This is a genomic window from Nitrospirae bacterium CG2_30_53_67 (assembly GCA_001873285.1).
Classification (GTDB): domain Bacteria; phylum CG2-30-53-67; class CG2-30-53-67; order CG2-30-53-67; family CG2-30-53-67; genus CG2-30-53-67.
In genome coordinates this window covers 1-6,346 of the sequence record MNYV01000102.1, presented here as the reverse complement: position 1 = coordinate 6,346, position 6,346 = coordinate 1, and the positions used below count along the sequence as shown (strand labels likewise).

5 protein-coding genes and 1 other annotated feature are annotated in these 6,346 nt (G+C 52.9%); of the genes, 3 read left to right on the top strand and 2 right to left on the bottom strand.

All coding sequences use genetic code 11. The features are described 5' to 3' along the window. Positions 1 to 544: 544 nt before the first annotated feature. Positions 545 to 1,024 carry a hypothetical protein gene (locus tag AUK29_06435; protein ID OIP63537.1) on the top strand — a complete coding sequence of 160 codons (480 nt, stop codon included), beginning with the start codon at positions 545 to 547 and terminating at the stop codon, positions 1,022 to 1,024. A gap of 40 nt (positions 1,025 to 1,064) precedes the next feature. After that, positions 1,065 to 3,350, top strand: a complete 2,286-nt coding sequence (locus AUK29_06430; protein OIP63536.1) for a copper-translocating P-type ATPase — start codon at positions 1,065 to 1,067, stop codon at positions 3,348 to 3,350. A 238-nt stretch (positions 3,351 to 3,588) separates the two neighbouring features. On the opposite strand, the gene AUK29_06425 is transcribed toward AUK29_06430, so the two are convergent. Both AUK29_06425 and AUK29_06420 read right to left on the bottom strand, forming a co-directional pair. Continuing rightward, positions 3,589 to 4,458 carry a hypothetical protein gene (locus AUK29_06425; GenBank protein OIP63535.1) on the bottom strand — a complete coding sequence of 290 codons (870 nt, stop codon included), beginning with the start codon at positions 4,456 to 4,458 and terminating at the stop codon, positions 3,589 to 3,591. After that, positions 4,412 to 4,936: a hypothetical protein gene (locus tag AUK29_06420; protein OIP63534.1), complete on the bottom strand. Its 525-nt coding sequence runs from the start codon at positions 4,934 to 4,936 to the stop codon at positions 4,412 to 4,414. Before AUK29_06420 ends, AUK29_06425 begins: the two co-directional genes overlap by 47 nt. A 212-nt stretch (positions 4,937 to 5,148) precedes the next feature. Further along, positions 5,149 to 5,275, top strand: a binding site (FMN riboswitch). 213 nt (positions 5,276 to 5,488) lie between these two features. On the opposite strand from AUK29_06420, the gene AUK29_06415 reads away from it, so the two are divergent. Continuing rightward, positions 5,489 to 6,346 (top strand): riboflavin biosynthesis protein RibD (locus AUK29_06415; protein OIP63533.1); only part of this gene is annotated, 858 nt, incomplete at its 3' end.

The following is a 6,346-nucleotide window of genomic DNA, read 5'->3' as shown; positions in this document are numbered from 1 at the left end:
AGTTTCTTTGGCAGCCTGAAAACAGAACGGGTATTTTTCACAAATTACAATACCAGGAACGAAGCCAGGACAGACATCGTTGACTACATCGAGATGTTCTATAATAGTAAACGGCGTCATTCTTATCTTGGATATCTGAGTCCCAGGGAGTACGAGCGTATGTGGCTTTTAAGAAAGGCCGCTTAAATAAGTGTCCATTTTTACTTGACCACCTCAGGGCCGCTTAAAGTAAAGATAGGGGATAGATCAACTTCAAGAAGTTTTTGACGAGTTGAAAATGCCTGTAAAATACGATATATTAAGGTTCTCATAATAGAAACGACATCATATCGAAAATCCCTCCCTCGATAAACCCATTCGAGGGCAGGCTCCAACCTCCCTTTGTCAAAGGGAGGAATTTCCCCTTCTTTGGAAAAGAGGGGTAGGGGGAGATTTCATGAACCATGTCTATTCTATTTCGAGACTATTAATAAATGGGAATATGGCGTTTATCTATTACCTCTAATCCTTCATTCAGGTTTGGGATTGATCAATGAAAAAAGTATTGGGAATCGTCGGCAGTCCTCGGAAACATGGCAATACACACATTCTTGTTTCACAAATTCTGTCCGGGGCCAAGCTTCATGGAGCGGCAACGGATCTGCTTTTCCTGAAAGACTTGCGGATCCAGGAGTGTGATGGATGTCATCGTTGCTGGAAAGGAAAGAGATGCAGCAAGAAGGATGATATGAATGAAATTTATCCTAAAATCATTGAAAGCGATGTGCTTGTTTTTGGAACACCCGTATATTGGTACGGTCCAACGGGTCTCATGAAATGTTTCATGGATAGATTCGTCTATTTCAATTGTCCCGAGAATAGAAAGGGGATCAAGGGCAAATCGGCAGTCTTGGCTGTGCCGTTCGAAGATAAAAAATACGAAACAGCCGATCTCCTGGTTCAATTCTTTGAGAGGAGTCTCGATTACCTTGAAATGAAAATCGTCGGGAAAGTCCTGGTTTCAGGTGTGGCCAAACAAGAATGATCAAACTGACACGAAACGCCATGCAGGAGAGAATACAAATATGAAAGATGTTGTCTGTGGAATGAAGGTCACAAGTGATTCCAAATATCATCATGAACATGCCGGGGAACATTTTTACTTTTGCTGTGAACACTGCCTGCACAAGTTCAAGGAGAACCCGGAGCCATATCTGGAACAAGAACCGGCGGCGCCTGAAAAGAAGGGAGAGAGGAGAGCCGTTTACACCTGCCCCATGCATCCTGAGATCCGGGAATCCTCTCCGGGCGACTGTCCGAAGTGCGGCATGGCGCTGGAGCCGAGAATGGTCCCAACGGAAGAAGAAAACCCGGAGCTTCTCGACATGACCCGGCGATTCTGGGTGAGTGCGATCCTGTCGGCGCCGTTATTTCTGCTTGCCATGACGGCGGATCTTTGGCCCTCACTGCTGCCGGAAGGACTCTCCATGCGTATGGTTCAATGGATGGAGTTTGCATTGGCTTCGCCGGTCGTGCTCTGGGGGGGCCGGCCGTTTTTCGTTCGAGGCTGGAAGTCGGTTCTGACATGGAATCTGAATATGTTCACCCTGATTGGTCTCGGTGTCTCGGTGGCCTGGATTTACAGCGTGGTTGCGCTCTTCTTTCCGCATATCTTTCCGCCCGTCATGCAGATGCAAGGCGGCGCCGTGGATGTCTATTTCGAAGCGGCGGCCATGATCACCGCTTTGGTGCTCCTGGGGCAGGTGCTCGAACTGCGCGCCCGTTCACGCACCAACGCCGCGATGCGGTTGTTACTGGGCCTGGCGCCGAATACCGCCCGCATCATCCATGATGACGGCAGGGAAGAGGAGATCCCGCTGAAGGAGGTCCAGCCGGGCGATAGGCTTCACGTGCGGCCCGGTGAGAAGATACCGGTGGACGGCACCGTGCTTGACGGCGCAAGCCATGTGGATGAATCCATGGTTACCGGCGAGCCTATGGCAGTAACAAAAATCTCCGGGGACAGGCTGATCGGCGCGACGATCAACGGTACGGGAAGCCTGGTGATGCGGGCGGAGAAGGTCGGCGCCGATACCCTGTTGTCACGGATTGTCAACATGGTTGCCGAGGCACAGCGCTCACGAGCCCCCATCCAGAAATTGGCCGACGTGGTCTCGGGATACTTTGTTCCGGCTGTGATCATCATCGCCGTCTTGACCTTCCTGATTTGGGGCCTGTGGGGACCGGAACCCAGACTGGCCCATGCCGTCGTCAATGCCGTGGCCGTTATGATCATCGCCTGCCCTTGCGCGCTCGGACTGGCAACGCCCATATCCATTATGGTGGGTACGGGCAGGGGCGCCATGGCCGGTGTATTGATCAGGAATGCCGAAGCCTTGGAGATCATGGAAAAGGTGGATACCCTGGTCGTGGATAAAACCGGAACCCTGACCCAGGGAAAACCGGAACTGGTCATCGTAAAAACAGTTGCCGGCGCTGATGAAGAGCGGGCGCTCCGGTTGGCCGCCAGCCTTGAGCAGGGGAGCGAACACCCGCTTGCAGAGGCGATCGTACGGGGCGCTCGAAACAAGGGCATGGAGCTCACTCAGGTCAACAACTTCCAGTCGGTGACCGGAAAGGGCGTCACAGGCGACATCCAAGGGCACAAGGTCGCTCTGGGCAACATCAAGCTCCTGGAAAGCCTCGGTATTCGTGCAGGCGATCTTTCAAAACAGGCCGACGACCTTCGGGCTGAAGGTCATACTGTCATGTTCGTCAGTATCGACGATAAGGCTGCCGGTCTGCTCAGTGTCTCCGACCCGATCAAGGACTCCACCCCTGATGCCATACGAGCCTTGCATTCCCAAGGGATCAGGATCGTCATGCTCACGGGCGACAACCGCAGGACAGCCGAAGCCGTTGCACGCAAGCTGGGGATTGATCAGGTCCAGGCTGAAGTGTTGCCGGAACAAAAAGCGGAGGTGGTCAAGAAACTTCAGGCTGAAGGACGGGTGGTGGCCATGGCCGGCGACGGCATCAACGATGCGCCGGCGCTGGCGCAGGCGGATGTCGGCATCGCCATGGGCACAGGCACGGACGTGGCCATGGAAAGCGCCGGCGTCACCCTGATCAAGGGCGACCTTCGAGGCATTGTGCGCGCAAGACTTCTCAGCCGTGCGACCATGCGCAACATCCGTCAGAATCTCTTCTTCGCCTTTATCTATAATTCGGTCGGCGTGCCGGTGGCTGCCGGTCTGCTATATCCGGCTTTCGGATGGCTGCTCTCTCCCATTATTGCGGCGGCGGCCATGAGTTTCAGCTCCGTGTCGGTCATCAGCAACGCCCTCAGGCTCAGGAAAGCGCCGTTATGAAATCCGGCGGGGCACGATATGGTTCCCAAAGCAAGTATGGTCATACCAACCTATATCAGTAAAATTGACGGCAAGTGGAAACAGGTCCATCATCATGGGTCGATTGATGATCCGAGACTGTTGGCTCAGTATCAGTCAGCCGTGCTTCGCGGCCACATATGAAATATAAAATACTAGCTATCATTACGATAGCGGTTTTATCGGGATGTGCATCCGTATCCTTTCATTCGGTTATGTCTCAGTTCATAAAGGAAGGGGCGTTTTTCAATGTCTCCAGACCCTGTTGCACGGAGACATCCCGGATCAGATAAACGGCCATGCACAATCGCTGGACGGAGACATCCAGATTTTCCCAGCCCCTTAAAAGAAAACCCACGTTGCCGAACTGGCCGGGAATATTTTCCGGAGGGTCAGGGACGTTCCTGTCGTCCATCAGGTAGACCTTGTCTTGAATGGGGGAGCCTTTTTGAATATCCAGCCTGACTAATATTTTCCCGTAGGCGCTGGACAGAACGAAATATTTGTCACCGGAGGCATTGAATCGTTTCTTCTCTTCCGTCACCCTTCCGTTGATGACGAGCCCGTCCTGGAACGAGTTACTGAAAAGGCTGGCTTGAGGCAGCGACGGATCGTCGTTGCCGTCCATGGTCATCAGGGTAGCCATATCCGAAAGGAACCATCCGGGTCTGAAGGGGACATCAATGGAGGTGTTCACAAAAAAGGCATTGGCGTAATGGACATAATCAATGGTAATGTCGGGGGTGCGAAATTTCCAGAGGACGCGGACCCTGTTCTCTGTTCTTCGGATGACCCGGACGGGTCCGTCCTTGACAGCCGCCAGCCGGGAGGTGTAGTCATCCTGGGTTCTCAGGAATTCAAATTGGTGGAAGAGCTTCCCTTTATGTCTGATTTTCATGGTATCTGAAAAATTTTTGCTATATTGATGACTCACCTCATCTTTCTGAAGGAGGGTGTCCACGAGAAAGGGTTTCTTCTTTGAAAACGCGATCCGGTAGACATTGGATTCGACAGAGTCATCTGCAGGGTTGTAGGAAACATAATCATGATCGGCAACCTCCGGGGGGCGCCCCTTGAAAGACCAATGCATAGACCCACCCGTGCCGGCCGGTGCCGGGGTCTGTCATCTCGATGCCCGTGGCTCCTTCGATCCGCGCCACATCAGGGATTGACTCTATTTTCTCACCGATATCCGAAGACATGAACACGCACTCGTCGTTTTCGTCCAGGGGTTGGCGTTTCTCAAATGTCTTGCCCTCCTGGTCAACTGGGATTTCGAACCGTCCTTTTTTATCACGGCGATCGATCTGGAAGGGGATCGGTTTGATTTGTGCCCCATGGGCTGCATACAGGGAAATCCGTCCTATGGGAACATCATGAAGAGACGGAAGGTCTTTTCCTCTGAGGACAATAGGATAATACGGAGAAGAAATGGGATAGGTGATAGAAGCATGGGCTTCCATGATCGGGGGTTCAGAAGATGCAGCGCTTGGCACAATAACCATAACCAGGAAACTGAATTGCATGGCGCGAAGAAAAGCGCCACTGAACATGAAGAACCGCTGCATAATTTTTCCTGAGATGATCTCTTTAAATCCGTATCCCCTAATATATAGAGAATTCCATTGAAGTTGACAAGAGAATCTTTGGGTTCAACCTCCTGAGATCACGGGAGCAGGGACGCTCTGCCCGGTTCTCATCAGACCGAAAAAGGCTTGTTTGAAAAAAGGCTTGACTTTTATCTGCACCGGTCATAAGATATATCCAAATTTGAATATGTATAAACCTTCAGGGCAGGGTGAAAATCCCGATCGGCGGTATAGCCCGCGACTCCTCGTGTAAACATGGGGACTGATCCGGTGAGACTCCGGGGCCGACAGTGACAGTCTGGATGGAAGAAGGCTTGCACAGTTATGTGTGAAATGAATGCCCGGAGTGTTTATACGCTTCGGGTTTTTTATTTGGACGGTTTTGCAGGAAGTTCATCTGTAATATCATGCGTTTGAGGAAAAATATTCATCTATATGATTTAAACGAGTTTATCAATGAATGACACGGATTACATGAAAATGGCTTTGCATCTGGCCCAACAGGGTAGAGGGCGCACATCGCCGAATCCCATGGTCGGCGCGGTCGTGGTCAAGGATGGGGCCGTTGCCGGAATGGGCTACCACCAGAAGGCCGGGACACCTCATGCTGAGATTCACGCCCTGAATGAGGCCGGCATGGCCGCGCAGGGGAGCACGCTGTATGTGACCCTGGAGCCGTGCTGCCACCGGGGGCGGACCCTTCCATGCGTGGATTTCATCATCCGAAGCCGGGTGGCCCGTGTGGTGGCCGCCATGCAGGACCCGAATCCGCTGGTCAACGGCAGGGGAATCCGGATGCTCAGGGACGCCGGAATTAAGGTGGACGTCGGGATACTGGAGAACGAGGCGCGAAAATTAAACGAGTTTTTCATCAAATACATCACGAAGAAGATCCCCTTTGTGATCCTCAAGGCGGCGGTCTCCCTGGATGGAAGGATTGCGACCCGGACCGGAGACTCCAGGTGGATCACCGGAGAAGCCGCACGGGAACGAGCGCATGAAATCCGGGACACCGTGGATGCGGTCCTGGTCGGCGTCAACACGGTCATCACGGATAATCCGAGCCTGACGACCCGGCTCGCCGGACGCCAGGGCAGGGACCCGATCCGAATCATCCTGGATACCCACTTGAGGACCCCGCTCGATGCCCGGGTGATCGTAAATGATTCCCCTGCCAAGACCTTCATCTTTGCAGGAGGGGACGTAGCTCGGGAGAGGATTAAGGCCTATCAGGAACGAAACGTCACGGTCCTGGTCGCGAAAAAGGGGATGCACAGGATCGAGTTCGTCCAGATCCTGGAAGACCTCGGAGTGATGGAGGTCAGCAGTCTCATGATCGAAGGAGGGGCCGAGGTCCATGCCTCGGCGCTCAAGTCCGGGATTGTGGAC

Coding starts and splice junctions, on each gene's coding strand:
- AUK29_06430 (OIP63536.1), top strand. CDS start 1,065: ATGAAAGATGTTGTCTGTGGAATGAAGGTCACAAGTGATTCCAAATAT.
- AUK29_06425 (OIP63535.1), bottom strand. CDS start 4,458: ATGCATTGGTCTTTCAAGGGGCGCCCCCCGGAGGTTGCCGATCATGAT.
- AUK29_06420 (OIP63534.1), bottom strand. CDS start 4,936: ATGCAGCGGTTCTTCATGTTCAGTGGCGCTTTTCTTCGCGCCATGCAA.